The 23,119-nt window shown below is 61.9% G+C and carries 27 protein-coding genes and 1 pseudogene; 15 read left to right on the plus strand and 13 right to left on the minus strand.

Annotation, left to right across the window (positions count from 1 at the left end; genetic code table 11):
- Positions 1 to 4: 4 nt before the first annotated feature.
- Positions 5 to 850 carry a sensor histidine kinase gene (locus QA645_RS07055; protein WP_283049166.1) on the minus strand — a complete coding sequence of 282 codons (846 nt, stop codon included), beginning with the start codon at positions 848 to 850 and terminating at the stop codon, positions 5 to 7.
- 195 nt (positions 851 to 1,045) lie between these two features.
- On the opposite strand from QA645_RS07055, the gene QA645_RS07060 reads away from it, so the two are divergent.
- Positions 1,046 to 1,708 carry a TetR/AcrR family transcriptional regulator gene (locus tag QA645_RS07060; protein ID WP_283049168.1) on the plus strand — a complete coding sequence of 221 codons (663 nt, stop codon included), beginning with the start codon at positions 1,046 to 1,048 and terminating at the stop codon, positions 1,706 to 1,708.
- 20 nt (positions 1,709 to 1,728) lie between these two features.
- Here the strand turns inward: QA645_RS07060 and QA645_RS07065 are convergent, their stop codons facing one another.
- The 3 genes from QA645_RS07065 to QA645_RS07075 are packed head-to-tail and all read right to left on the minus strand — an operon-like array spanning position 1,729 to position 3,123.
- A complete protein-coding gene (locus tag QA645_RS07065; protein ID WP_283049169.1) occupies positions 1,729 to 2,382 on the minus strand; it encodes a TetR family transcriptional regulator in 654 nt (217 codons plus the stop codon).
- A gap of 8 nt (positions 2,383 to 2,390) precedes the next feature.
- Complete coding sequence (locus QA645_RS07070; RefSeq protein WP_283049171.1) at positions 2,391 to 2,828, minus strand: hypothetical protein; 438 nt, start codon at positions 2,826 to 2,828, stop codon at positions 2,391 to 2,393.
- A 4-nt stretch (positions 2,829 to 2,832) separates the two neighbouring features.
- Complete coding sequence (locus QA645_RS07075) at positions 2,833 to 3,123, minus strand: hypothetical protein (protein ID WP_283049173.1); 291 nt, start codon at positions 3,121 to 3,123, stop codon at positions 2,833 to 2,835.
- Between the two features lie 164 nt (positions 3,124 to 3,287).
- Between QA645_RS07075 and QA645_RS07080 the strand changes: the two genes are divergently transcribed.
- From QA645_RS07080 to QA645_RS07105, 6 genes are all read left to right on the plus strand, one after another.
- Positions 3,288 to 3,521 (plus strand): hypothetical protein, encoded by a 234-nt coding sequence (locus QA645_RS07080; protein ID WP_283049175.1) that lies wholly within the window; start codon positions 3,288 to 3,290, stop codon positions 3,519 to 3,521.
- 13 nt (positions 3,522 to 3,534) lie between these two features.
- Positions 3,535 to 3,753: a hypothetical protein gene (locus tag QA645_RS07085; protein ID WP_283049176.1), complete on the plus strand. Its 219-nt coding sequence runs from the start codon at positions 3,535 to 3,537 to the stop codon at positions 3,751 to 3,753.
- Positions 3,754 to 3,790: 37 nt separating this feature from the next.
- Positions 3,791 to 4,348, plus strand: a complete 558-nt coding sequence (locus tag QA645_RS07090; protein ID WP_283049178.1) for a hypothetical protein — start codon at positions 3,791 to 3,793, stop codon at positions 4,346 to 4,348.
- Between the two features lie 46 nt (positions 4,349 to 4,394).
- A complete protein-coding gene (locus tag QA645_RS07095) occupies positions 4,395 to 4,982 on the plus strand; it encodes a PepSY domain-containing protein (RefSeq protein ID WP_283053113.1) in 588 nt (195 codons plus the stop codon).
- A gap of 410 nt (positions 4,983 to 5,392) precedes the next feature.
- On the plus strand, positions 5,393 to 7,945 hold the full coding sequence (gene uvrA / locus QA645_RS07100) for an excinuclease ABC subunit UvrA (protein ID WP_283049180.1): 2,553 nt from the start codon (positions 5,393 to 5,395) through the stop codon (positions 7,943 to 7,945).
- Positions 7,939 to 8,547: a cysteine hydrolase gene (locus QA645_RS07105; protein ID WP_283053115.1), complete on the plus strand. Its 609-nt coding sequence runs from the start codon at positions 7,939 to 7,941 to the stop codon at positions 8,545 to 8,547. Before uvrA ends, QA645_RS07105 begins: the two co-directional genes overlap by 7 nt.
- Before the next feature lie 40 nt (positions 8,548 to 8,587).
- Here QA645_RS07105 and QA645_RS07110 read toward each other — a convergent pair whose 3' ends face one another.
- From QA645_RS07110 to QA645_RS07125, 4 genes are all read right to left on the minus strand, one after another.
- Entirely contained in the window at positions 8,588 to 9,532 is a 945-nt protein-coding gene (locus tag QA645_RS07110; protein ID WP_283049182.1) for an NADP-dependent oxidoreductase, read from the minus strand.
- Between the two features lie 63 nt (positions 9,533 to 9,595).
- Positions 9,596 to 10,720, minus strand: coding sequence for a DUF305 domain-containing protein (locus QA645_RS07115; protein ID WP_283049184.1), 1,125 nt, complete (start codon positions 10,718 to 10,720; stop codon positions 9,596 to 9,598).
- On the minus strand, positions 10,707 to 11,252 hold the full coding sequence (locus QA645_RS07120; RefSeq protein ID WP_283049186.1) for a hypothetical protein: 546 nt from the start codon (positions 11,250 to 11,252) through the stop codon (positions 10,707 to 10,709). The genes QA645_RS07115 and QA645_RS07120 overlap by 14 nt, the downstream gene beginning before the upstream one ends.
- Positions 11,253 to 11,263: 11 nt before the next feature.
- Positions 11,264 to 12,439, minus strand: a complete 1,176-nt coding sequence (locus tag QA645_RS07125; protein WP_283049187.1) for a zinc-dependent alcohol dehydrogenase — start codon at positions 12,437 to 12,439, stop codon at positions 11,264 to 11,266.
- Between the two features lie 153 nt (positions 12,440 to 12,592).
- Between QA645_RS07125 and QA645_RS07130 the strand changes: the two genes are divergently transcribed.
- The 3 genes from QA645_RS07130 to QA645_RS07140 all read left to right on the plus strand — a co-directional run bounded on the left by QA645_RS07130 (position 12,593) and on the right by QA645_RS07140 (position 15,716).
- Entirely contained in the window at positions 12,593 to 13,375 is a 783-nt protein-coding gene (locus QA645_RS07130) for an SDR family NAD(P)-dependent oxidoreductase (RefSeq protein ID WP_283049189.1), read from the plus strand.
- A 288-nt stretch (positions 13,376 to 13,663) separates the two neighbouring features.
- Positions 13,664 to 14,740, plus strand: coding sequence for a flavodoxin family protein (locus QA645_RS07135; RefSeq protein ID WP_283053117.1), 1,077 nt, complete (start codon positions 13,664 to 13,666; stop codon positions 14,738 to 14,740).
- Between the two features lie 16 nt (positions 14,741 to 14,756).
- Positions 14,757 to 15,716 (plus strand): cation diffusion facilitator family transporter, encoded by a 960-nt coding sequence (locus QA645_RS07140; protein WP_283049191.1) that lies wholly within the window; start codon positions 14,757 to 14,759, stop codon positions 15,714 to 15,716.
- Between the two features lie 278 nt (positions 15,717 to 15,994).
- Here the strand turns inward: QA645_RS07140 and QA645_RS07145 are convergent, their stop codons facing one another.
- Positions 15,995 to 16,717: a DUF72 domain-containing protein gene (locus QA645_RS07145; protein WP_283049192.1), complete on the minus strand. Its 723-nt coding sequence runs from the start codon at positions 16,715 to 16,717 to the stop codon at positions 15,995 to 15,997.
- Between the two features lie 248 nt (positions 16,718 to 16,965).
- On the opposite strand from QA645_RS07145, the gene QA645_RS07150 reads away from it, so the two are divergent.
- Positions 16,966 to 17,100 carry a hypothetical protein gene (locus QA645_RS07150; RefSeq protein WP_283049194.1) on the plus strand — a complete coding sequence of 45 codons (135 nt, stop codon included), beginning with the start codon at positions 16,966 to 16,968 and terminating at the stop codon, positions 17,098 to 17,100.
- Between the two features lie 137 nt (positions 17,101 to 17,237).
- Here the strand turns inward: QA645_RS07150 and QA645_RS07155 are convergent, their stop codons facing one another.
- Positions 17,238 to 17,534, minus strand: a complete 297-nt coding sequence (locus QA645_RS07155; RefSeq protein ID WP_283049196.1) for a hypothetical protein — start codon at positions 17,532 to 17,534, stop codon at positions 17,238 to 17,240.
- A 486-nt stretch (positions 17,535 to 18,020) separates the two neighbouring features.
- Entirely contained in the window at positions 18,021 to 18,143 is a 123-nt protein-coding gene (locus QA645_RS07160; RefSeq protein WP_283049198.1) for a hypothetical protein, read from the minus strand.
- A 197-nt stretch (positions 18,144 to 18,340) separates the two neighbouring features.
- On the opposite strand from QA645_RS07160, the gene QA645_RS07165 reads away from it, so the two are divergent.
- The 4 genes and pseudogenes from QA645_RS07165 (at position 18,341) to QA645_RS07180 (ending at position 21,036) form a co-directional block, all read left to right on the plus strand.
- A complete protein-coding gene (locus QA645_RS07165; RefSeq protein WP_283049200.1) occupies positions 18,341 to 18,574 on the plus strand; it encodes a DUF2188 domain-containing protein in 234 nt (77 codons plus the stop codon).
- 340 nt (positions 18,575 to 18,914) lie between these two features.
- Positions 18,915 to 19,223 carry a UBP-type zinc finger domain-containing protein gene (locus QA645_RS07170; protein ID WP_247820253.1) on the plus strand — a complete coding sequence of 103 codons (309 nt, stop codon included), beginning with the start codon at positions 18,915 to 18,917 and terminating at the stop codon, positions 19,221 to 19,223.
- 1,101 nt (positions 19,224 to 20,324) lie between these two features.
- Positions 20,325 to 20,558 (plus strand): annotated as a pseudogene (locus tag QA645_RS07175) (universal stress protein); the annotation flags it as partial.
- Positions 20,559 to 20,595: 37 nt separating this feature from the next.
- Positions 20,596 to 21,036, plus strand: coding sequence for a DUF1772 domain-containing protein (locus QA645_RS07180; protein ID WP_283049205.1), 441 nt, complete (start codon positions 20,596 to 20,598; stop codon positions 21,034 to 21,036).
- A 348-nt stretch (positions 21,037 to 21,384) separates the two neighbouring features.
- Here the strand turns inward: QA645_RS07180 and QA645_RS07185 are convergent, their stop codons facing one another.
- Entirely contained in the window at positions 21,385 to 21,873 is a 489-nt protein-coding gene (locus QA645_RS07185) for an Hsp20/alpha crystallin family protein (protein ID WP_283049206.1), read from the minus strand.
- 77 nt (positions 21,874 to 21,950) lie between these two features.
- Entirely contained in the window at positions 21,951 to 22,607 is a 657-nt protein-coding gene (locus QA645_RS07190; protein ID WP_283049208.1) for a BON domain-containing protein, read from the minus strand.
- Between the last annotated feature and the right edge of the window lie 512 nt (positions 22,608 to 23,119).

Consider the following 23,119-nt stretch of genomic DNA (forward strand, 5'->3'; position numbering starts at 1 on the left):
GATATCATTGCGCCGCCATATGTTGAGAGGGTGAGAACAGTTGGCCCAGGGCATCTCCCGGTTTGCGGAAGGAAGACGCTTCCTCGTTGAGTCCGACCGACGGAATCGGCTCGGCTGCGACAGGAAGCGTGGCCGCGGGAGATGGTCGGAGGGGCGTGACATTGGCGGTCTTCGCCTTCAGGCGCCGCGCGAGCCTCATGCGGCGCGTCGCCATCCCTTGATTTGCCTGCTGCTCGCGCTCGGTCAGTGGAAACGAGAGGACAACGGACGTGAACTCGCTGCCGATCCCCTGCTCGACGCGGCCCCCGAGGCTTCTGGCGACATCGTTGTCGATCCGGAGCCATCTTCGAGCATCGGATCGGACCGAGCGTGAGCCATTGTCCAGCACGACGCAATTCACCAGCGCCCCACGGCGGCTCAACCGAACCTTGATCTCACCGGCACGCGCATCGAAACACGCGTGTTTGGCTGCCATCGCGATCAGGTCATGGACGATCAGGCCGAGCCTCCAGCACCGCTCAGCCTGAAGTGGTACACGCTCGGTGTCGAGCGTCAGCCGGATCTTCATCATGTCCAATCGGGACTGTCGCAGCGCGCAGCCCAGTTGATGGACGTACGCCGCAGCATCGAGAAGGGCTTCGCCGTCGGCCCTCGCGAGCATTCGATGCACCTCGGCATGTCCGAGCAGCAAGGAGACCACATCGCTCAAGGCGGCCTTTGCTTCAGCACCTTCAGCCCTGATGATCGCAGCGGAGACAAGATCGATCGCCGAGGCGACGCCATCTGCGATCCTGTGCTGCCATTCGCGCAACAGGACGCCCTCTTGGGGACGACGCTTCCGTGAGCTCAAGACGGTTCTCCTGACGTAGATCGAAAGTAGCGGGCAGATTTTCAGCGGCCCCGATGATCCGAACCCCTCACAGCGTCGGGCGGTGCTGCGTGGTTAAATAAACTATACCGTATATTTTCTTTTAGTTGCCTTTTACCGCCGCGTATGTCAAGTGCGATCTGCGTGCGCACAGACTCGTGATTGGGAGACCGGACGATGACGAAGAAGAACGCTCCAAAACGGGGCCGACCGACCAAGGAGCTCGCCGGCGACGCCCCGTCCCGGATCCTCGATGCGGCCCAGCAGCTCTTTCTCGAGAAGGGCTACCGCAGCGCCAGCATCGACGACATCTCCGAGCTGGCCCCTGCGAGCAAGCCGACGATCTATGCGCATTTCCCCGGCAAGGAGGCGTTGTTCGCAGCGGTGGTCGCCCGCACAATCAGCGGGCTGACGGATTTCGAAGGTTTCGAACCCGAGGGCCGCACCCTGGAGGACAAGCTCATGAGCCTCGGCACCGCGATCGTGGAGAAGGTCATCGAAGAATCGTTGGGGATGGTTCGCGCCACGATCGCGGAAGCGCAGCGCTTCCCCGAGTTGAGCCGCAACGTCCATGACGCCGCTCGGGACCGCTCCGTCGGCGCGATATCTCAGCTTCTGAACCAGACGACGCAAAAACTTGCACGCGCGCCAAAAGGCCCTTTCAGCGGGAAGCGAAGCGTTGCCACCGCTCAGATCTTCCTGGACTTGATCCTACTTCCGATGCTCTTCCGTTCGCTGGTGGGAGAGACGCCCAAAGACCTTCGACGGGAGTTGCCCTCTTTCGTGCGGGAACGCGTCGGCTTTTTTCTTGCGGCGTGCGAGGCGGATTGGACCCCGTGAGCTGCACTCCGCTAGGCGCGCTAGGCCAGGCATGTCGCGGGGGATGGCGACGGTAGGCCGGCGACTTGCGCCGGCGCGCCGGTTTGGAGCGCGCCTACACAGAAGTTCATCATCTCATCGAAGGCCGGCCGGCCAGCCGCCAGTTCGAGGCGCGACGGATCCAAATAAGCATCCATCGCGTCGAGCATGCATCTGGCGAGTGCCATCGGGCTGCCTGTCCGGAATTCGCCGCTCGCCTGCCCGGCCGCGATGATCGACCGCACGAGATGGCCGAGCTTGTCGGCGTGGGACAGGGTGACCCGCCAATTCGCTTGTCCTGCGGCAACGACCAGTTCGTGGAGCCTCGGATCGTGCGCTCGCCTGAGTTGATGATGCTGGAAGATAGCCCCAAACGCGGCCTCCAAGCGCTCCCGGCTCGAGATGCGGCTGCGAGCGGCGGCTTCTGCTTCCACAAACACCTCGTCGAGCAGTCCGGCCACCACGCACTCTTCGACCGCCTGGCGGGAAGGAAAGAATCGATACAGATTTGCGGGGGACATCGAGGCGCCGCGGGCGATGTCCGCAACCGTCGTCTTCCGATAGCCGACGGCGCGGTACAGCCGGATGGCGGTCTGCACGATTTCTTCGCGAGGTTGGGACGATCCGTCACGCAATGACCTCTGGGCCTGGTTCATGATCGACCTCAACGAGACGGAATTGCCTGCATCTCGCGCCGGCAAGCCTCTCCGAATTCACGCAGCGGATCCATTTCCTCCATGAATCCCGGCAAATCGACGAATGACGTGTTCGGTGCGACGTACGTCTCGATGATCAGCCGGCCTGCGCGCTCCGCTGCATGAACCACCTCATCGTCGGATAGTATCCGCATGCGCCCGATCAGCGCATACAAGTTCACCAACGCTGGAATCTCGGATTTGTCGCTGGTCAACGCGTCCGCGTAAAGCCGCGACGCTTCCTCCATGAAACCGCGATAGAGCTTTTCGCGTTTGGTGACCGCGTGGGCATGATGGCGCTCGCGGAGCCTGCGACGGCGGGTCATCCACCCCGTCACGATCGTGGAAATCGCCCCGAACGCCGAACCTCCGAACGCGGCGAAAGCGGGAAAATAGATCGTATTCATGCGATCATTCCTCATTTTTTGCGCCACGATACCGACGCGATCCCGTCGTTCCGACAGGAGCCGCGGCCGCCGCGGCGTCGAAGACTGCTCCGCAGGCTTCGCTCAGCCCCGCCTTGTTTTGCCTGAGACAGGCTTCCACGTCGGTGGGGTCGGGGATGTAGCTGGCGCACAGGCGAAACGCGTCGGGCGCGCATGCGGCCCTTTGCTCCGCCGTGCCGCGGTTCTCCTGCGCGAAAGCCGCGCCGGCCATCGAAACCAGCGTCGCACCCACGAGCACTGCTCGCTTCTTAAACATATACGATCCTTTCTCCAGTTGAGGCATCCGACCGCGAAACCGCGGCCTGCCGAATTCTCGCGCCGACCAGCACGAACACGCGCTTGTGAGTCTTCGCTCTTGACACGTTTCGCGATCTGCGCTGTATACGAAATATACGGTGTAGTTTATTTAGGAGCCGAACGATGTCAAGCTTGTTGTGGGTGCTCGCAAGGGAAAATCCCTTGCCCGGGATCGCGGCCGCATCTTTCAACCTGATGGTGGCCTTGTCGCTCGTGAGCATCGGTCTTCTGCTGGCTATCACCATCTCGGCGATGGCCTGTCTGCATGCGCTTGCCGACCGCGATTCCCTATCGGTGCAATATGCCGCCCGGCGCGGGCCTCCGCTGCCGCTCGTTCGCGCCGCCCGTCCATCCTGATCGGAGTGCTGAAATGCTCAACGTCATCGAAGTGTTCGACGTCATCCAAACGGATCCCGCGACCGGCCGTTCAATGTGGGCCGGCCTCACAGGTACGCGAAAGGCCCTGAAGCGGGACGGACACGCGCTCGACCCCAAAGCGATGACCTATTGTCCGGCCGAATGGGTCGACGAGCGCGGCTATTTCAACACCGAGCTCGTGCGCCAACATCCGCGCCTTTGGGGCATCTGACATGGGATATCAATCCAATGCCTGAGAGTCAGTTTCCATGAGCAGGAAGTCTGTGCTGATGAGACGCTCTGGCATCCTTGACGAACCCGAGCTTCCCCTGCGGGCCTATTTTCTGTGGGTCGGAAGCGCGTTGATGCTGCTGCTTCTTGCAGCCGATTGGGCGCTGCCTGCACCTCTTCCGAGCCGAGTCACTGACTCGCATTCCACGCTGCCGCCGATCCGCATCTACACAGAGATGAAAGTCCCAGACGCGGTGGTCATGGATACCGGCGGATTTGGATTACGCACGACGCGCGCCGAGGACGACATTGCGAATGATCGGGCGCAAGCGCCCGAAGCCGAAATCGCGAGCCCGGCGCCGTCGTCCGATCCGCGCCTTCGCGAAAGCCTGGCACAGTTACCTTCCGACGTTCAGGACCACAAGAGCGAAACCGACGGCCCTGGCGACGTCGCGGCACGAGGTCGAAGGCCCATTCAAGCGCGGACCACAAAGCAGCGGCTGGCTCGACATCCGGCTCTCGAAACCAGCGTTGGTCACGGAATTTCGGCGTGTCGTGAGCGCCGTCCTTGCCGATACGCCTCGGCACCGAACTAAGTCACCGATCATGTTTGAACGAACGATAGGATTTGCCGTGCCAAAGATGCAGTTGCTCGCCCTCTTGTTTTGTTCCGTCGCCCTGACCGGGACGGCCGCGATGGCGGGCATTACCAAGGATTCTGCCGACGCGGAGCAGCAAAACTCTGCCGCGGAGCGCGATCTTGATGAAGCGACGCGTCGCGTGCTCGAACAATTCCATACCGTTCGTGTGCCGTTGAGTCAGGCAATGGCGATCGCCGAGCGTCTGCACGAAGGCTCGAAGACGGCTGACGTCAGCTTCGAAATATCCGGTCCGCCGGTCTACCGCGTTCGCACGGTCAGGAATGAGCGCGTCTACGAGAACGTGATAGACGCGAACGCCGGGAGCGTGTCGGATGGCGAAATCGCATCTTCACTCAAGGAGCTCGATCGGGAAGATCTCTCCAATATCATCGCCCTGAAGTGGATCAGGCAGAAGCTGTCGGACGCGGTGCAGGTCGCAGAAAGGGCCTCGGCGGGCAGCGCTCTCGCCGGCGGATTGATGAAGCAGGATGGCAAACTCAACTTTATAGTCGTCGTCGCCACGGGCGATCGCCTGAAGGAAGTATGGCTCGAGCCGCCGAAGATCGGACAGCAGCCGGCGCACCGCTAACCGCGAAGCGCAGCGGCGCACCGCATGTTTCCCGCTTGCCTGAGTCCCCCGCGACTATGCTTCGGTGGCGGCTCTCGGAATTCCTCGCTTGACCCGACCACGACACACATCGAGCTGAGGAGTCGTGAGGTTGGCCTATCTGTATGAGGACGTACGAATGTCCAGTCATGCCGCGCCGCCGCGGCGGTGGTGGCGTCGCGTCCAGGCAATGAGCGCCACGACCCATCCAGCGATCTGCATGCGGGGACGTTTGTAGCCCTGTCGATCCGGCACGGGAACAGCAAAATGCGCCTCTTATCCGGCGATCGTTGGAACGAACCTGCGCGCCCGGCAATGGTTCCAAGCGGCAGTGCGGAGGATCATTGCGGTTTGGGGCCCGTTATCTGTCCTAACGGCATAGGCAGCGAATGATGGACGACAAGGTTTACAAGGTGGAGCAGGGCGCGGGGAAATCGGCTGGCGGATTTGTCAGGGTGCGCGGTGCGCGCGAGCACAATCTGAAGAACGTGGACGTGGATATTCCGCGCGATGCGCTGGTGGTGTTCACCGGCGTCTCGGGCTCGGGAAAATCATCGCTCGCATTCGGAACGCTGTATGCGGAGGCGCAGCGGCGATATCTGGAATCCGTGTCGCCCTACGCCCGGCGCCTGTTCCACCAAATGGCCGTGCCTGAGGTCGACGAGGTCGAAGGGCTGCCGCCGGCGGTGGCGCTTCAGCAGCAACGGGGATCACCGACCACGCGATCCAGCGTGGGCAGCGTCACGACGCTGTCGAACCTGTTTCGGATGCTCTATTCGCGCGCCGGCGATTATCCGAAGTCGCAACCAATGCTGTACGCGGAGTCGTTCTCGCCTAATTCGGCGGAAGGCGCCTGCCCGAAGTGCCATGGCCTCGGCCGTGTCTATGACGTGACCGAGCGCTCGATGGTCCCCGACGACACCCTCACCATCCGCGAGCGCGCCGTCGCGGCGTGGCCGACGGCATGGCACGGCCAGAACCTGCGAGATATTCTCACGACGCTCGGCTACGACGTCGACACGCCCTGGCGCGAGCTTCCCAAAAAGGACCGCAACTGGATCTTGTTCACGGACGAGCGGCCTACGGTCCCGGTCTATGCCGGCTACGATCTTAGGGAGGTCCAGCGGGCACTGCGGCGCAAGGAAGAGCCGAGCTACCAGGGCACTTTTACCGGCGCCCGGCGCTACGTCATGGAGACGTTCGCCAACACGACCAGCGCGATGATGAAGAAGCGCGTCTCGCAATACATGCTGAGCACCGAGTGCTCGGCCTGCCATGGCAAGCGGCTGAAGCCCGAGGCGCTGTCGGTCAAGTTTGCCGGCATGGATATCGCCGACATGGCACGCGTTCCGTTGAAGCAGTTGGCGGCGCTGATGCGGCCTTATTGCGAGGGCAAGGTTGGCCGACAGGATGCTCACCCGGAAAAGGCAATCGTTGTTCAACGGATCGCGCAGGACCTCAGCGCACGGCTTGGCGTGCTGCTGGATCTCGGCCTCGGCTATCTCACGATGGAGCGGAGCACGCCGACTTTGTCTCCGGGCGAGCTTCAGCGTTTGCGCCTGGCGACGCAGGTGCGCTCCAATCTGTTCGGCGTGGTCTATGTGCTCGACGAGCCGTCTGCCGGTCTCCATCCCTCCGACACCGAGGCGCTGCTCCGCGCGCTCGACCGGCTGAAGGCGGCCGGAAACTCACTCTTCGTCGTCGAGCATGAGCTGGATGTCGTGCGTCATGCCGATTGGATCGTCGACGTCGGGCCGGACGCCGGCAGGCGTGGCGGCGAGATCCTTTACAGCGGCCCTATCGACGGGTTGGAGTCCGTCGCGGGATCGCGCACCGCAAAATACCTGTTCGGCCAGGCCGTTCCGCCGCAGCACAAGCAGCGCTCGCCGCAGGGATGGCTCAGGCTGAGCGGTGTCACGCGCAACAATCTCAGGGGCATCGACATCGCATTCCGGCTGGGCGTGCTGACAACGGTCACCGGCGTATCCGGTTCGGGCAAGTCCAGCCTTGTCAGCCAGTTCCTCGTCGAGGCGCTGAGCCGGCATTTTGGACAATCTCATGCAACCGAGGATGACGGCGAAGACGTGCTGGAACGCGCGCCAGTCGAGACCTCGAGCGGGAAGATCACCGAAGGGCTTGACCGCCTGAAGCGGTTGGTTGTCGTAGACCAGAAGCCGATCGGACGGACGCCTCGCTCCAATCTGGCGACCTATACCGGTCTGTTCGACGACGTGCGAAAGCTGTTCGCGCAGACGAAAGAGGCGCGCCGGCGCCGCTTCGATGCCGGGCGGTTCTCTTTCAACCTGCCGAAGGGCCGCTGCCCGAATTGCCAGGGAGAAGGTTTCGTTTGCGTCGAGCTGTTGTTCCTGCCGAGCGTCTATGCGCCATGCCCGGAATGCCATGGTGCCCGCTACAACAGGGAGACGCTGCAGATCAAGCTCAACGGCAAGTCGATCGCCGACATTCTCGGAATGACCGTCGATGAGGCCCATGCGTTTTTCGTCGACGACGCGCATATTGCGCGGTCGCTCGATGTAATCCGGCAGGTCGGGCTTGGATATATCCGCCTTGGTCAGCCCGCGACGGAGCTGTCCGGCGGCGAGGCGCAGCGCGTCAAGCTTGCCACCGAGCTGCAGCGCGCCCAGCGCGCTGGCAGCATCTATGTCCTCGATGAGCCGACCACGGGTCTGCATCCCTCGGATGTCGAAAAACTCATCGTCCAGTTGGACGGATTGGTGGAGGCGGGGAGCACCGTGATCGTCGTGGAGCACGACATGAGCGTCGTCGCCGCGAGCGATTGGGTGATCGACATCGGACCGGGCGCCGGCGACGAGGGCGGGCAGGTCGTTGCAGCGGGACCGCCAGCGGAGATCGCGCGGCACAAATCGAGCCGCACGGCGCCGTATCTCGCGCGGGCGCTGGACGAACATCGGATGCGATCATGAGCAGCAAGTCGGAGGTCGCCGAAATCCGGGACGCCGTGCACCTTTGCATCGACATGCAAAATATCTTTGCGCCAGGCGGCCTCTGGGAAACTCCCTGGATGGAGCGGGTCTTGCCCATGATCGCGTCGATCGTGTCGCGCTATCAGACGAGAACAGTCTTTACGCGCTTTATCACGCCGCAGGCGCCGGAGGATCGCCCGGGGCAATGGGAAAGCTATTTCCGGCACTGGCACCAGGCCACGCGCGACCAACTCCCGCCGTTCGCTCTCGACCTTGTGCCCGCGCTGGCGCGCTACGTTCCGCCGGTCCGCATCATCGACAAGCCGGCCTATTCCGCGTTCAGCAATCCGGCCCTGGCTAGCCTGCTCATCGAAAAGGGCGTAGGCACCGTCATCGTCACCGGCGCGGAGACGGATGTTTGCGTGCTGTCGACGGTGTTGAGCGCCGTTGATATTGGCTTCAGGGTTGTCATCGTGGAAGACGCGTTGTGCAGCTCATCCGACGTCGGGCATGATGCGCTGATGACGATGTACCGCACCCGCTTTCACGGGCAGGTAGATCTCGTCACCGCCGAAGAGCTGATGGAGCTCTGGCGCGAGTAACTACCCGACCGGCTGCTTGTCCTCGCGTGGTTGGGCTGCGTCAGCCAGCGGAGCCACACGTCAGCACGACCTTGCCGGCTGTATGGCCGCGCTCCACAGTCGCCAGAGCATCTGCCGCCTGCTCAAGCGGGAAGGTGGCCTGAATGTGCGGCTTGAGCTTGCCTGTATCGGCCAGTCGTCCGATCTCGGCCAGCTCTTCGCCATCTGGCTCGACGGTGTAGCGCATCGCGGTCACGCCAAGCTCCTTGGCGCGCTCTTGCGATGGCTCGGTTAGGGTCGAGATCAGGCGCCCACCTTTCCTGAGCAGCGCCCAGGAGCGCTCGCGGGTCTCGCCGTCGATCAGGTCGAAGACCATGTCGATATCCCTGGCGACCTCCTCAAAGCGCTCGGTCTTGTAGTCGATCACCGTGTCGGCCCCAAGCGATCGTACGAAGTCGACGCGCTCGGTCGATACGGTGGTCAGCACGCGGGCGCCGATGGCCTTGGCGAGCTGGATCGCGAAATGGCCGACCCCGCCGGAACCACCGTGGATCAGGACCGTCTCTCCAGCCTTGAGCTTGCCACGCCGGAACAGACCTTGATACGCCGTCTGCCCCGCCAACGGGATGGCCGCGGTCTGAACATGATCGAGCCCCACGGGCATGTCGGCAACCGCGCGTTCATCCAGGACAACTCGTTCGGCGTAACCGCCGCCGAAGACCGGGACCATCCCGAAGATGGCGTCGCCCGGTCGAAAACGTGTCGCCTGCGCGCCGCATGTCTCGACGATGCCGGAGACGTCGCGGCCGGGCGTGTAGGGCAGGCGATCCTCCTGCACGGACGGATACTTGCCCGACCTGATCTTGAAGTCGACGGGATTGACGCTGGCTGCCCGAACGGACACCAGGATCTGGCGGGCGTCGGGGCCCGACTGTTCAAGCCGGTCGACGCGAAGCACGTCATTGCCGCCGAATTGATGAAATCGAATCTTGATGAGCTTTGCCATACCGGCTGACGCCCTGGGCAGGCGAGCGTTCCTATTCACGGGGCGGCATGCCCGGCCTCGCGATCAATTGACAGTGTCCCCCAGCATGTTCCGCGTGGCAGCGATGACCGCCGCGAGGCCGCTCGTTCCCTGCATCAACGCGATCTCGCCCTTCTGCTCGTGGCGGATCGCGTGAGCCATGACGCGCAGGCGTGGGTCACCGCGGCTGCGCCACATCTGATCCGCCATCTTTACCGCGCCCTGGTGATGCCGGCTCATCATCTCGACGAAGATCGAGTCGAACTGATCGGGCGGCGCAAGCTTGACCATCCGCATCTCGGCCGGCGACAGGGAGCCCGGCATGGCGGCGCGCTCCCCGGCGCTGCAATCCGGCATGTCGGTGTCGAACCAGCTCAGCCACCAATTCTCGAAAATCCTGACTTCGCCGGCCTGGCTGGCGACCATCGGCATCGCGAGTTTTCGCAGATGCGAATTCTGCGCCCGCCGGGAGCCCATGAGCGCGAGCTCGATGCCCTGAGCATGATGCGTCGTCATGTGGCGGATATAGGTCTGGTCCGCATCTCTGTCATGCCCCATCCATGGCGGCTCGTAACCGTGGCTGCCGAACAGAGCGATGATGCCGAGCGATGCAATCACAACCAGGGCACCGCCGAGCCAGGCGTTGGCGAAGCGCACGTCCGCCACTGGCGCGTTGCCACGCGACCAGCGCAGCCGGGCAAAGAGCGGGTACATCAGGGCTGAAGAGGCGTGGACGAGTAGCCCGATCCAGTAGGGCTGCTGGAGCGTGAACAATGGCTGCCGGAACGGAAACAGCGGCACCAGCACGAACCATTCCATGCCCGAGGAGAATAGCGCCCACGGCAGTCCCAGCAGCAACATTGTCCGCGGCCGCAGGCCGGCGGTCCAGCGCCCGAGCACGCCGAAGAAGACCACAGCCCAGGAAAAATCGGCCCACTGGTGGAAGGCGATGCCGGCGAAGATCGCGCTCCAGGTGGGCTCGGCGCCGATCGCCCAGTCGCGCGTTGGAATGGCCGCCACCGTCATCCAGTCGATCGCCGCGTCGCGGCCGATGCGTGCCGCTGAGAGCTGGCTGACGATGGTCGAGAGGCTGCTGCTGATCAGACCGAGCGCGACGGCGGCGATCCAGCGAGAGCGCCGCCTTGTGCCGGGCTGGTCAAGAGGTGACACCGGCCGTTGTGTGCTGGACCATATCCTTCGCACGACCTTTCGCCGCCGCCAGTCCCTTTGGGAAGCCGCTGCGGCTCGGATAGAGCTTGCGCCTTGCATCGCGCGGCGGTCGCCGCGGCTTGGTGTCTTGCGCAGCGCGATAGTCCAGCACCGCGATGCCGCCGACCATCAGCAGCGCCAGCGCGATGTTGCCCTTCTTGGGATTGTCTGATGTCAGTCCGGAGAGCAGCGCGGCGGCGTCGAGGCCGTCACCGCCGACGCGGGCCAAGAGGCCGGCATTTTTATCGACGGACAGCGACATGATACCAGCCATGATCTCGCGAAGGCCGAAGGCGCGCACCATGGTCTCGCTGCCTTCCATGCCCAGCGTTTCCGTGACCCGCCTTGGCGCGAACAGTTCCACGACGCCGAGACCGATGCTGAACCAGCCAAGTGCGCGGGCGAGCTGATCCTCGGGCCGCTTCAGGCTTGGTCCGCCCTCGATGATCGTCGGATCACCCTTGGAGCGAACGAGGTTGGAGAAATGAAACATTGATGGCTCCTTCAGGGCTTCAGAACGACCTTGACACAGGAATCCCGCTTGTCGCGGAACACCTGGTACATCTCGGGACCTTGCTCGAGCGGGACGGTGTGGGTGATGACGAAGGACGGGTCGATCTCGCCTTGCTCGATTCGGTGAAGCAAGTCGTCGGTCCAGCGGTTGACGTGGGTCTGGCCGGTGCGCATCGTCAGCCCCTTGTTCATGAACGCGCCCATGGGCAGCATGTCGGAGAACCCGCTGTAAACGCCGGGAACGGAGAGAATGCCGCCGGGCCGGCAGACATAGATCATCTCGCGCAGGACATGAGGGCGGTCGCTCTCCAGCATCACCATCTGCTTTGCACGGTCGAGCAGGGTATCGGGCAGGGAGGCCATCACATGCGCTTCCATGCCAACGCAATCGATGCATTTTTCCGGACCCTTGCCGTCCGTCAGTTCCTTCAGCCGCTCCAGCACGCTTTCAGTCTCGAAATTGATGGTGGTGGCGCCCGCGGCCTCAGCCATGCTGAGCCGCTCGGGCAGGCAATCGATCGCGATGACCTGATTGGCGCCGAGCAGCATCGCGCTGCGGATCGCCATCTGCCCGACCGGGCCGCAGCCCCAGATCGCCACTCTGTCGGTCGGCACGATGTCGCATTGCACGGCGGCTTGCCAGCCGGTCGGAAAGATGTCGCTGAGAAACAGCAGCTGCTCGTCGGGAATGCCCGCGGGAACTTTGATGTGCGTGGCATCGGCAAAGGGCACGCGAAGATACTCGGCCTGACCGCCGGGATAGCCGCCGGTGAGATGGGTGTAGCCGAACAGTCCGGCGGTCGCATGCCCGAACACCTTGTCGGCGAGATGCCGCTTGCGGTTGGTGGTTTCGCAGACCGAGAAATTGCCGCGCTTGCACTGGTCGCATTCGCCGCAGATGATGGTGAAAGGCACGACGATGCGGTCGCCCTTCTTCAGCTTGCCGTCCATTCCGGAGCCGACCTCGACCACTTCGCCCATGGTCTCGTGGCCCATGATGTCGCCGGGCAGCATGCCCGGGATGTAGTTGTGGAAGAGGTGGAGGTCCGAGCCGCAGATCGCGCAACTGGTGACCTTGATGATGGCGTCGCGCGGTTCCTGGATCTCCGGATCGGTGACGGTGTCGCAGCGGATGTCTTCCTTGCCGTGCCAGACCAGCGCCTTCATCGTCCGTCCTCCGCCTGAAATTACGGGCATCTAAGTCCAGGACGGAACGATGGTTGCTATTGCTGTCGCGAATCTTCGCGGGCCACGCGGATAGGAACGAGCAGGCGGCCGGACGATTGGGCGTGATCAACGCCAGCCCCCAAGGATACACTCATGTCCGCCCAAAAATTCGCCGTCGTGACCGGCGCCTCCACTGGAATCGGCTTGGAACTCGCAAAGTGCTGCGCGGAGGACGGCTTTGATCTGCTTATCGCCGCGAACGAGCCTGCGGTCGAAGCCGCGGCCGCGGATCTGCGCAGGCGCGGCGGCAGCGTCCAGGCGGTCGAGGCCGATCTCGCCACGACGGAAGGCGTCGACAAGCTCTATGCGGCAGTCGGCGACCGGCCGATCGACGCATTGTTGGCGAATGCCGGCGTCGGTCTCGGCAATGCGTTTCTCGATCAGGATTTCGGGCGGATCAGGCGCGTGGTCGATACCAATATCACCGGCACGCTCTATCTCATCCATCGCGCCGGCAACGAGATGCTCCGGCGCAATTCGGGGCGCATCCTCATCACTGGGTCAATTGCCGGCTTCCTGCCCGGCAGCTTCCAGGCCGTCTATAATGGCACCAAGGCGTTTCTCGATTCCCTCTCCTTCGCGCTGCGCGAGGAGCTGCGCGACAGCGGAGTCACCGTCACTTGTCTGATGCCCGGTGCAACCGAGACTGAATTCTTCCGTCGCGCAGATATGATGGATACCAAGGTCGGCACCGATGAAAAGGATGATGCGCATGAGGTCGCAAAAGCCGGCTTCGAGGCGATGCTCCGCGGCGAGTCCGACATCGTCACCGGCATGAAGAACAAGCTCCAGACGACGGTCGCCAACGTCACACCGAACGAGGTGCTGGCAAGGCAGCACCGCAAGATGGCCGAGCCGGGCACGGCGAAGCAGTAGCAAAGGTTGAGGTGGCGCGTGCGGTAGGAAGGCTGCACGCGCCGGGAACAGGTTAGACGTCAGCGCGTACCGATGCGTTGATGTCGTGGGCAGAAACCGGAAAAATGCGCCACGTCCGTCGTTCCCTGTTGTGTCCGGTTGTCACCCGGCGGTGCCGGGGTCAACGCCCTCCGGCGCGCGTGGTTCAATGCTCGCCACAATCTCCTGCGTTTCGGAACGATAGGCGCCGAGGAACCCCCTGGTGGTCGTTCGGGTTGGCCCGTTCAAACGAACCGGACGAGGAGCAGCATGACGGAACCGGACGTTCGCAAAGGGATGCCGCCGGTCAAGCTGTCCCGTGAAGAATTCGAGCACCGCTACAGGCGTCAGTTCGTCGATCCTGCCTTTGCGCCGCTCCAGCGCGAACTCGATGCCATCATCGGAGCGGCCTGGGAGGCCTACAGCCATTCGCGTAAATCCCCGGTGACACGCAAGGCAGGCGAGGGCTTTGCCGATCCCGACTATGCTTTATCCGTGGATTGGATCGCCGCGCGCGCGGCTATCCTTGAGGCGCAGCGGCAGCACGACAACGCCGACGGGACACCGCGCATTCTCGTCATCAACGGCTCGGCCCGTAGCGAGCACACCTGTCCTGGCGAGATGTCCAAGACCTGGCGCATGGTTGAGCTCGCCGAGCCAGTCCTCACGGACATGGGCTTTGCTGTCGATATCCTGGATCTATCTCGCCTGACATCCGAGTTCGGCAAAAACATCCACCCTTGCAAATCCTGCGTCTCCACCGCAATGCCGCTCTGCCACTGGCCGTGCAGTTGCTACCCGAATTATTCCCTGGGCCAGACCAGCGACTGGATGAACGAGATCTACCCGCTCTGGGTCGCGGCCCACGGCATTCTGATCGTGACGCCGGTGAATTGGTATCACGTGCCTGGCGGCCTCAAGGCGATGATGGATCGGCTGGTTTGCGCCGATGGCGGCAACCCCGATCCGACATCAACGCACGGCAAGAAGGCCGTCGAGGCCAAGGCGCTGGAGTTGAAGGGCTGGCCCTATCCGCGACATCTTTCCGGCCGCCATTTCGGCCTCATCGTTCACGGCGACAGCGTCGGCGCCGAGGGCGCGCGCCGAACCCTGTCCGACTGGCTGACCGACATGCACCTCATCTCGGCCGGCCGCTTCGGTGAGATGGACGGCTATGTTGGCTACATGGCGCAATATGCGACCTCCCACCAGGCACTGAACGAAGATCGTGCGTTTCGCCAGGAGGTGCTGAATACAGCCATGGCGCTGGGCCGGTCGGTGCAGCTCGCCCGCAATGGGCGATTCGAGGACCCCGGCGCGGGACTCTCCGATCCGGCTCCGAAATGATCGAGGATGTCGGTGGGTGACCAACACGGTGGAAGGATCGTCGAAGACCATCGTTTACGCCGCGCTCGCCGGCAACCTTCTCGTTGCGGTGACCAAGATCGGAGCTGCGATCTGGACCGGAAGCTCCGCGATGATGAGCGAGGCGGTGCACTCCGTAGTCGACACCACCAATGAGGTGCTGCTGCTCTACGGCTACCATCGGGCGAGCCGCCCGCCCGATGAATCCCATCCGCTCGGTTATGGGCGCGAATTGTATTTCTGGAGCTTCATCGTCGCTCTGTTGATTTTCTCGCTTGGCGCGGGCGTCTCGCTCTATCAAGGGGTGATCCACGTCATGGCGCCGGAGCCGATCCAGGATCCGATGGTCAGCTTCGTCGTGCTCGGCCTGTCGTTTGTGTTCGAGGGGGTCTCATGGCTGTTTGCCTTTCGCCATTTCCGGTCGGAGCACGCGCGGCTTGGCTGGTACGAAACCTTCGTCCGCAGCAAGGATCCTCCCGCCTTCATGGTCTTGCTCGAGGACAGCGCCGCGCTGGTCGGTATCGTCATTGCGGCCGCAGCAACCGCTGTGGCGGCGCTGTTCGCCCAGCCGGTCTGGGACGGCATCGGTTCGATCCTGATCGGCATTCTGCTGGGGATCACGTCGATCGGGCTCGCCAGGGAGAGCAAGAGCCTGCTGATCGGCGAGCCGGCTCATACCGAGTTGTCGCGATCCATCCTCGATATCGCGCGACACTCTCCCGGCGTGCTCAAGGCCAATGGGCTTTTGACGGTGCAGATGTCGCCGGCCGAAGTGGTCGCGGCGCTGAGCGTCGAGTTCGCGGACGACAAGCGCGCCGACGACATCGAGCAATGCGTGGTCGCGATCGAGACCGAGATCCGCAGACAGCATCCGATCGTGGCGGCGCTGTTCATTAAGCCGCAGACCAGCGCGCGATTTCACGCCGCTCGTGCGAGGCGCTGGGGCACGGGGGCCTGAAACAGCTTCGCCACGGCGAGGAACCAAGGAAGCAGCGTCCTTTTAGTTGGAGGGCAAGCGGCGGCCCCCACGAGCAATGGGAGTGGCTGCCTGAAGGAGCAGCGCATGCTGGAAGAAAAACTCAAGGAAGCCATCCTCGACGAGCTTACGCACCAGGCGGCTAATAGGCCGCAAGCGCTGAAGTCGAGGGCTCCACGGAAGAGTTGATCGTCAACGGAAAGGTCGATTTGGCCGACCTTGTTATGGTGATCGCGGGCTCGGTTGCCGGCGGGCCGTAGCTAAAGAAGCGACTTCAGCTTCAGTGCATCGGCAGGAGCCGCACTCTTCTGGTCGTTGTCGAAATAGACATAGACATCGCAGCCTTGCCGCTTCCAAGATTTGATCCGCCGCGCCCATTGCGCCAACGCCGGCCGGGTATAATGACCCCGATAGCGTCCGCCCGGACCATGGCCGCGCACATAGACGAAATCTGCCGTTCGTTTCCACGGCGCCGGCGCGTCGTGATGATCGGAGAGGCAGAGCGAGATGTTTTCGTCGGCCAACATCCGCAGGACGCGGGGTTGATACCAGCTCGGGTGACGAAACTCGAAACTGTAGCGCCGCTTCTTCGACAGCAGTTTGAAGAAGGAGGCGAGCCGGTCAACGTTCACCTCGAATTGAGGGGGCAGTTGAAATAGAACTGGTCCCATCTTGCCCCGCAAGAAGGCGACACGATGTTCGAGCAGTTCGAGGCTGTTTTCGCTGGTTTCGGACAGACGTTTCCAATGGGTGATGAACCTCGACGCCTTCCAGGCGAAGATGAAGTTTTCGCCGGTCTGTTGCCGCCATGCCTTCACGGCTTCCGGGGTCGGCGTGCGATAGAACACCCCGTTCAATTCGGTGCTGTCAAATTGGCCGGCGTAGTAGTGCAGCTGCTCCTTCAGCGGCAAGCCTTCCGGAAAGAAGGGACCGCGCCAGGAGTCGTAGTGCCAGCCGGAAGTACCGATCAGGACGCGTGCCATGTCTGCAGGCCGTTGTTGCTCGCGGGACGTTGAAGCAATCGCTCGAGCAAAGAACGCCAATGCACTGAAGACGTTGCTCGGTTTGTCCGAAAGGATGTTCGCGGCGGTGTCCGAAATGTGCTCGAATTAACCTATGTTCCTGCACGTCTTTTCCAGTCGGAGCAAAATCGCTCCATCAGAAGTTGGAGTGTCCGATGGGATTGAGACGCAGGCGGCTTAAACACACGCTCTCTCTCGAAGATCCGCTCGTGAAATTCGCGAGGGAGATGCGGGATCGGGCCAAGAAACAGCCGCCGGGGCAAGCACGGAACGAGTTCCTGAAGCGCGCTTACAATGCCGACCAGGCCGCCGATCTCGATCGGCAGCTTCGCGAAAAGCATTAGGAAGGATGAGGAACGAGCCGAGGTGAGCAGGATGGCTTTACATCCCATGACCTCTCCACTCGGCCTCCGCCTTCGCGGAGGCCCTCTTTCTGTGGGCGAGGTCTCATGGCGATCACGGCCTCGCCAAGTCTTGCTTGTCAGCCCCGCTTGGCTGCGCGCGTCTTGGTCGGACGCCTGTTATAGGGCGAGCGATTGACCGGCCTTAGCGAAATGCCTTCCCGGTGCGCCTTGCTGCGGATCGCCGCGATCGGGCGTTGAAGCTTGATGCTCATGACGCCGGTCGGCGTATTGCCCTTCGCTAACTGGCGCAGCATCCTGACGTCTGCCGTCGACCACGGCTGGCGCGAGCGACGCTTGTATGAGGGATTTGCTTTACGCGGCCCCTTCTTGCCGATCGGCGATCCGGGGCGCTTCCATGTTACTGTGCGTGCCATATTGATCCTCCTGGAATCCTAAGGCACGAATCGGCGTGATGGTTCCGATCTCGACGAAGCGCAGACGATTGGCGAGAAGTTCAATTCCCGGCGCAGGATCTCTTGCCTGAGCCGATCAGCACGCTCGCGCAGCACGACCGACCAAACGGTACTTGTCGCCGACGGCCTTGTCGGCTTCGACCTGATGCCGAATTCCATCATACAGCTGGAGGATGCTCTGATCGCTCAGATGCTCGAAGCTTCCCCGCAAGGGCCAATTTGGTTGAATCGTGCTGAGTTGTCGTGCGCGCGGGCAGGAAATTCCAATGCGCCCGGTTGCGAGGGACGATTTTGATGTCGCCTGCGGGCCAAAAGCTTCAAAGATATGGTCGTGCCGCTAATTGATCGTCAGCAGGGCGAGCACGTCGGCGTGCCGCATGCGCGGCGCGGAACCGAGGTTCGACGGCCTGCGACAGGATTCCGACGCTGGATAGAGCATCGGCATGCCTATGCTTCCGGACAGACATAAGACAGGGCCTGGTCGGCTCGCCCATGCAGGTGCGCGCCGGTTACGATGCCGAGCGCGCACAGGAAAGTGATCACCAGGATCAGCGGCAGGATGAAGGCCACGCGGATGCGCGCTACGTAAATCTTCCCCGCTGCAGACGTCCGCACTGGAATCAAGCCGGTCCGGAATTCAAACGAGCCACTCTATTTGCCAGACCTGCCGCGCGCGTTGGACCTCGGCGCGTGAACGATTGACGTCTGTCAGCGTGCTTCAACGCTTCTGGCATTATCCAGCTTTCAGATTCCCACGTGGAGTTCAGATGATGTCAGATGCCGCGATTCATGTCATCCCCAGCGCCAATTTCGAGGGCTGGATCGTACGAACCGACGCGGGCAATGAAGTCGCTCATTATGCTACGCGCGAAGAGGCGGAGCTGGTCGCCCAGCAGATCGCGCAAGGCCGGGCGATCGATCTTGTCGTTCATCTTCCTGATGGAAGAACCACTCGAAAGAGCTTCGCAAAAGGATGGCTATCCAAGCTATTCGGAGAATGACCATTGCGATCGCCGCGGCTCGCGCTCACGGCATGCGACATGGTCTTGGATCCATATCATGAACTGCGGCAAGAATCATGAGTCCCGATCTGCGCGCGTTTTTGGCGCTCGGGTACACCGACCAGGCGCTGCGAGACGGTTTGTGGCATTTGCCGCTCCTGAGCACCACGTCTACTTAGGAAGAGACATGCAGGCGGCCTGTTCATCGCGTCGGAGGGCTTGACTGATGCTGCCGCGCTGCAACGACCATTTCACATTCGTCGAAACGGTTGCGCTTTGACGGTCGTCAATTTCGCGTGCGCCAACTTGCGATAAACTGATCTCTGATGAGAGGTGAGCAATGGCGATATTCTGCCGACATCTGGCGACAATCCGCGACGTTGTTCCCAGCGCACCTGGCTGTGAGGAATGCCTGAAGACGGGCTCACAGTGGGTGCATCTGCGTATCTGCAGAAGGTGCGGGCACGTCGGCTGCTGCGATGAATCGCCCAATCGGCACGCGACCAAGCATTTTCGCGCGACCGGACATCCCATCATCGAGGCGTATGATCCGCCAGAGGGCTGGGGCTGGTGCTACGTCGACGAGGCCATGTTTGATCTTTCGGACCGGCCGACGCCGCATCTCGGACCGATTCCCCGGTATTATTGAGCCGCAGGCACGCCGAGCGCGAGGCAACCACCGCGCTCACCGCCAACGCTGCTCGACGCAGGCTTTCGGTTGTTCGCCGCAATCCTGCGCCAGCGAGGGTAGTCGGTATAGCTCTTCTGGCGGCCGCTATAATAGGGGAGCGGATCGTCCTTGTTGAGAGGCACGCCAATGCGAAGCCGCTCAGGCAAGTCCGGATTGCAAACCGGCCGAATGCCATCAGGTCCTCGAGTCCTTCGCGCGGCTAGCGCGTGGCGCCGTTTGCTTGGACCCCGCCGGCTACGATAACAGTGTCCTGATACTTCGTTCGGAGTACGTGGACCATTTTGAGCGCCTGCGGGTCGCGCTCTTGTCCGTTCTGCATTTGCTCCAAGCGGTGGGTTGACAATATGCAAATAGGCCAAACCATAATCGTCAAGCCGCTCCGGGAGATTGCCGAAGGTGGATTCGGGGTTGTCGTCGTGGATGTCGTTCAACTTGCCAAGTGACGACAAGCGCACGCCAATGCGATCTGCTCCCAAGTTCGGTGCTCTGATCTCGGAAATTGTCCGGGCAATCGTTGACGAACGCCAATGCGCGAGCGGAGCACGCGGGTAGCATCTCCATGGCGATGGGCTAGATGGGCTAAGCTGTACGTAAACTGCGCTTGTCGGGTTGGATGCTCAATTCGTCGGGCAAACAAAGTGGAGATCTGCGATGAAGAAGGCTCTGATCACGCTCGCCATTGGAACGTCTTTGGCACTTGCCGCAATTGCGAGTCCGTCATCGGCGCAAGCTCGCTGGAGGCACCCTAATTTCCCGGTCGCTCCTGTGGTGGGCGGGCTCGCGGCAGGGGCTCTGATTGGCGCTGCGCTCGCGGCACCAAGACCGTATTACGCATATGAGCCTGCTTTCTACGGACCGCATTGTATCGTCAGACGCGAACGGCTCTGGGATGGATGGGCTTGGCGATTTCGCAGCGTAGAGGACTGTTACTGAGCTTTGCCTAGGAGCGGCGTGCGCCGGAGAAAATCTACGGACTATCGATGCTCGTGGATGGCAGACCCGAAGGACGCGCCCGTGAGCCATGCGCGCAGTTTGGACGGGAGAGCATCGGATGATCAAGGACGCCAGATGGCGGACCATCTCGCCCGGCACGATGACAAGGTCGAGGTCGAGGCCATGCCGGCTCCCGACATCGATGTTCCAAGTGCCATTCTATCCTATGCAGCTGATTGCTCAGCAAGTCTGATCGTTATGGGCGGCTATGGCCACGCCCGGATGCGGGAGTTCATTCTCGGCGGTGTCACCCGCGACATGTTGAAGTCGATGACCGTTCCGGTGTTCATGTCGCGTTGATCATGCAGTTACTGGACCTGTATCGGGAGCCCGCAGCATGCGGCCTGGTCTTTACGCCTTCGCTGTCGCCGCCGCCTTTCTTGGGGCGACGCTCTATATCGGGGTAGTCGAGCAGCCAGCCCGTCTGGAGCTCCGCGGCCGCGCGATGTTAAAGGAATGGACGTTTAGCTTTCGTCGCGGCACGCTCACGCTGTCCGTCCTCGCGGTCGCGTCCGCAGTCCTCGCTTCCATTCAATTCAGACTTGATGGCGACGTGCGCTGGATCATCGGCGGCATCACGATCCTGGCGAGCTGGCCATATGTATATTTCGTGATGATGCCGATGAACATCTGGCTCTGCGCCATGCCACCTGGACAGGTGATCTCCCCTGTCCGCAAGCTGATGCGGGATTGGGGATTGCTGGAATGGGGGCTCACGTTGATCGGTTTCGCTGCCTGTTGCTCGTTCGCCTGGGTGCTTGAACTGCCGGCTCATTGACGTTCGTCAGCTTCGCAGGCGAAGTTTGTGGCAAGGCTATACAGGAGGCGTTCCGCTGGTGAGATGAGACAACCATGCTTCACATCACCGACGTGCCGTGTCCTGCTTTATATGCCCACGTCGCGTCTCGGCACGGACGCCCAGGTCGGTCGATCGTCCTATTTCTGAGGATCTTGCCGGGAGCGCTGGCGCAGCTGGGGGCTGGAACGATAGGAGGGAGATTGCCGTTTTCGAGCAGCGCTTCGATCGCATCACGGGTGCTTTTGCGCCCAGTTCCGCATCGAGGCGGGGCGCGCCTAGCCGTTGGGAGGGAAACGGCAGGCGCGTCCCGCAAGCCGGCTGGGGACTTCAAGCGGCTTGTCTGGTTTCTTCCTTACCTTCCTTGACCTCGATTTTCTTCGGTTCGGGTTTGGCCGGCTTGGGAATCGAGATTTTCAGGACCCCATTTGACATTGTCGCCTGCACGCACGACGGGTCGATTCCCGGCGGAAGCTGCAGCACGCGCAAGAACACGCCGTAGCTGCGCTCGCTGTGCTGGACGTTCTTGTCGGTCTTGTCATCCTCAATTTTCTTCTCGCCGCGAATGGTGAGCATGTCGTCGTCGATCGATATCTCGACGTCCTTGCGCTCGAGCCCGGGCATTTCAGCGCTGACCTCAATCGACTTATCGTTTTCCGAGACCTCGATCTTCGGGACAAGCTGCGCGCCGTTTTGGCCAATGCCCTGGGCGACTTCATTGAACAACCTGTCTATCTCGCGATGCAGGCCGAACAAGCCGAAATCGGGCTGCATCAGCGCGCCGGGTTCGCGAGACGGGACCAGTGATTTTAATCTCATGGGAATCTCCTAATCGTTTTGGGTCGACTTGTGGTTTGCTTGCGCATGAGACCCGCGGACAGTGCGCGGGCGATGGTTTAGTAGGGGCTGACCACGATGCGATCGTCGACCTTAGTGACGCCAGGTGCCGACCAGGCAACGCGCTCCGCTTCCTCGCGTTCGATCCAGGAGCGAACGGTTCCTTTCAGGACCACCTCGCCGCCATTCGCTTCGACGGAAATATGGTCCGCATCAACCTCCGCATTCCGCTTGAAGGCGCCCATAATCTTGCGCTTGATCTCCGTCGGCTCAAGATTGGGCTTCACGGTGATGACGTTGGTCACGCCCTTGACGCCCTTGATCTTCCGCACCGCGTTTTCAGCGGCCGTCTTTTGATATTGCCACTCGACAGCGCCTTCCAATGTGATCCACCCGTCCTTGACAACGGCCTTGATCTTCTCATGGGAGATCGGCAACTCCTGCTTCAGCGCCGCGACCGCATCTCGCGCGATATCCGGATCGGGGCGCTGATCGATCGAAGGCAGCCGAACCTCGATGTCATTCGCCACAGCCTTGACGCCGGCCACGCGCTTTACTGCCGACTCCGCTTCAAGCCTGTCGGCATAGCTGTGGGTGAAGCCCGTAAGGGTCACCACGCCATCCTTGACCGAAACGGCGATATCGGAGGCGTCGAGATCTGGATCCCATTTCAACTCGTCGCGGACATCACGTTCGATTTCGCTGTCGGATTTCATTTTCGTTGTCTCCTTGCTACATCAATTGCGCGTCGGCTGACCAAGTTACCGATCGCCCCAGTTTAGAAATGGGCACCGTCGATGCCATGACGACCGTCAATTTCTCTACTTCGTTTCCTCCCCGCATTAATGATGCTTAGGGCACAAGCTGCACTAAGGGCACTCCCGCGGTGTTCATCGCCGCGGCCGGCATCCGTCGCAGCGAATGGAGCGGGCACTCTGTGCTTCTTGAGTTTCGATCTCGCGGACATGGACTGCTTCGCCGCCACGCTTAGTCAAGATTTTCTGGACTATCATCTCGTTCTCTGGGTGAGTGTGAGTTGACCGTACCCAGATCTGCAAAACATTCCACTCAGAGAACGCTTCCGGTCCCTCGCGAGTTGTGGCTGCAGGCGCGGCGCACCGCATTGTTGGCAAGTCCACTGGAAAAAACGCAAAACAAAATCGGTCCCAAGCGCAACGGACATAATCAACTTATTGTCCAACCGAGGTAGACCGCGGTGCCTACTGCC

It is taken from the genome of Bradyrhizobium sp. CIAT3101 (assembly GCF_029714945.1).
In the GTDB taxonomy this organism is placed as follows: domain Bacteria; phylum Pseudomonadota; class Alphaproteobacteria; order Rhizobiales; family Xanthobacteraceae; genus Bradyrhizobium.

Bases quoted from the DNA above. Each gene is read 5' to 3' on its own strand.
- QA645_RS07060 (WP_283049168.1), top strand. From the start codon at position 1,046: ATGACGAAGAAGAACGCTCCAAAACGGGGCCGACCGACCAAGGAGCTC.
- QA645_RS07065 (WP_283049169.1), bottom strand. From the start codon at position 2,382: ATGAACCAGGCCCAGAGGTCATTGCGTGACGGATCGTCCCAACCTCGC.
- QA645_RS07070 (WP_283049171.1), bottom strand. From the start codon at position 2,828: ATGAATACGATCTATTTTCCCGCTTTCGCCGCGTTCGGAGGTTCGGCG.
- QA645_RS07075 (WP_283049173.1), bottom strand. From the start codon at position 3,123: ATGTTTAAGAAGCGAGCAGTGCTCGTGGGTGCGACGCTGGTTTCGATG.
- QA645_RS07080 (WP_283049175.1), top strand. From the start codon at position 3,288: ATGTCAAGCTTGTTGTGGGTGCTCGCAAGGGAAAATCCCTTGCCCGGG.
- QA645_RS07085 (WP_283049176.1), top strand. From the start codon at position 3,535: ATGCTCAACGTCATCGAAGTGTTCGACGTCATCCAAACGGATCCCGCG.
- QA645_RS07090 (WP_283049178.1), top strand. From the start codon at position 3,791: ATGAGCAGGAAGTCTGTGCTGATGAGACGCTCTGGCATCCTTGACGAA.
- QA645_RS07095 (WP_283053113.1), top strand. From the start codon at position 4,395: ATGCAGTTGCTCGCCCTCTTGTTTTGTTCCGTCGCCCTGACCGGGACG.
- uvrA (WP_283049180.1), top strand. From the start codon at position 5,393: ATGGACGACAAGGTTTACAAGGTGGAGCAGGGCGCGGGGAAATCGGCT.
- QA645_RS07110 (WP_283049182.1), bottom strand. From the start codon at position 9,532: ATGGCAAAGCTCATCAAGATTCGATTTCATCAATTCGGCGGCAATGAC.
- QA645_RS07120 (WP_283049186.1), bottom strand. From the start codon at position 11,252: ATGTTTCATTTCTCCAACCTCGTTCGCTCCAAGGGTGATCCGACGATC.
- QA645_RS07125 (WP_283049187.1), bottom strand. From the start codon at position 12,439: ATGAAGGCGCTGGTCTGGCACGGCAAGGAAGACATCCGCTGCGACACC.
- QA645_RS07130 (WP_283049189.1), top strand. From the start codon at position 12,593: ATGTCCGCCCAAAAATTCGCCGTCGTGACCGGCGCCTCCACTGGAATC.
- QA645_RS07135 (WP_283053117.1), top strand. From the start codon at position 13,664: ATGACGGAACCGGACGTTCGCAAAGGGATGCCGCCGGTCAAGCTGTCC.
- QA645_RS07145 (WP_283049192.1), bottom strand. From the start codon at position 16,717: ATGGCACGCGTCCTGATCGGTACTTCCGGCTGGCACTACGACTCCTGG.
- QA645_RS07155 (WP_283049196.1), bottom strand. From the start codon at position 17,534: ATGGCACGCACAGTAACATGGAAGCGCCCCGGATCGCCGATCGGCAAG.
- QA645_RS07165 (WP_283049200.1), top strand. From the start codon at position 18,341: ATGATGTCAGATGCCGCGATTCATGTCATCCCCAGCGCCAATTTCGAG.
- QA645_RS07170 (WP_247820253.1), top strand. From the start codon at position 18,915: ATGGCGATATTCTGCCGACATCTGGCGACAATCCGCGACGTTGTTCCC.
- QA645_RS07180 (WP_283049205.1), top strand. From the start codon at position 20,596: ATGCGGCCTGGTCTTTACGCCTTCGCTGTCGCCGCCGCCTTTCTTGGG.
- QA645_RS07185 (WP_283049206.1), bottom strand. From the start codon at position 21,873: ATGAGATTAAAATCACTGGTCCCGTCTCGCGAACCCGGCGCGCTGATG.
- QA645_RS07190 (WP_283049208.1), bottom strand. From the start codon at position 22,607: ATGAAATCCGACAGCGAAATCGAACGTGATGTCCGCGACGAGTTGAAA.